Consider the following 1,180-nt stretch of genomic DNA (forward strand, 5'->3'; position numbering starts at 1 on the left):
CATCTGAAGTGGGGAAGGGATTTTCTGATTCGGAGGGCCAGCGCAACTGACAGACTTGTGCCTTGAGGGAGGGGGTTGTATGGGCAGGCTCACGAGCTTCTTGGCGATCACGCCGCTGCTTCTGGCGTGCGGCCCGGCGCTGGCAGAGACGGTGCTGGTGAAGTACCACGGGCCGGTGTCGCTGGATGCCTTCGTCTGCGGCGAGGTGAGCGAGGGCAGCGATGTCACCCGCATCTGCTACGACTCGGCCGAGCGCTACATGGTCATTCGCCTGCGCTCGATGTACTACCACTACTGCGAGATCGCCGCTGGAACGGTGCAGGGGCTGCGCTCGGCGGGGTCGAAGCGGCAGTACTTCGAGGCGCGGATCAAGGGCAGTGGGAAGGATGGGCCGTTCGATTGCAGGACGCATCCGGTTCCCAAGAAGTATCGGGTTTGAACTCTGCTGGATGCGGCTGCGCGGTCGGCCGCTATAGGCTGGTTGCGGTCGGTCAGGTTCAGGCGTTGACCGACTGCTCAGGCCGAAAGCAGACCTTCGTCGCGTGGCGAATGGATCGCCCACTGTCGGTCGAGTGGGCGGTGGCCACAGCGGCGGGGGCTGACCTGGTCGAATGGCTGCTGTCGTGAGCAGCGAAGGGCGGACATCGACCCGTTGCGGACCTACGTGTTGCCGCCCTGCCTGCCGAAAAGCAGTCGTTCGGAATTTGACATGAGGGCCTCCGGCCGGCTTGCCAAGCAACGCCCCCTCGATGGAAGGATCAGGCTGCTGTTGGACGTCTAGTAGACGCAGAGAAGTGGAAGGGTGGCCAGTTCGACTGCCACGAACTGAAGAGAAAGAACAACGAATCCCGAGATCGCTGCACCCTGAACGCGTCCGGAGTGACCAGCGTAAAGCCCGGAGATCATTACTGTTGGCGCGAGACTGATGATGTGCTGATAGTGCAGGCGGTGCAGCAGGTGATCGTAGATGGGGCGATGATCAGAAAGCTCGCGAATGGTCATGAGAAGTGCGAGCCACCCCCCTCCTGCGACGGCTCCGATCCAGAAATTCTTCCACTTGAAGGTGCCGATCCTTGCCCTTACCAAGAGCAAGTACGCAAGCCAGAATCCAACCAATGCGATACGAATGGCTCCGTGGAGAATAGGGTCGGAAGAGCAGCCATCCAGTACCGGTCTGTAG

The 1,180-nt window shown here is 61.1% G+C and carries 2 protein-coding genes; one reads left to right on the forward strand and one right to left on the reverse strand.

The genetic code is table 11. From position 1 onward, the window contains the following. Nucleotides 1-79 precede the first annotated feature (79 nt). Complete coding sequence (locus AC1D15_RS33270; RefSeq protein ID WP_477829429.1) at nt 80-439, forward strand: KTSC domain-containing protein; 360 nt, start codon at nt 80-82, stop codon at nt 437-439. Between the two features lie 338 nt (nt 440-777). Here the strand turns inward: AC1D15_RS33270 and AC1D15_RS33275 are convergent. Next, the coding region (locus AC1D15_RS33275) for a hypothetical protein (protein WP_477829430.1) at nt 778-1,180 on the reverse strand (403 nt) is incomplete at its 5' end.

This window comes from Rhizobacter sp. P2_H2, assembly GCF_056403375.1.

Coding starts and splice junctions, on each gene's coding strand:
- AC1D15_RS33270 (WP_477829429.1), top strand. CDS start 80: ATGGGCAGGCTCACGAGCTTCTTGGCGATCACGCCGCTGCTTCTGGCG.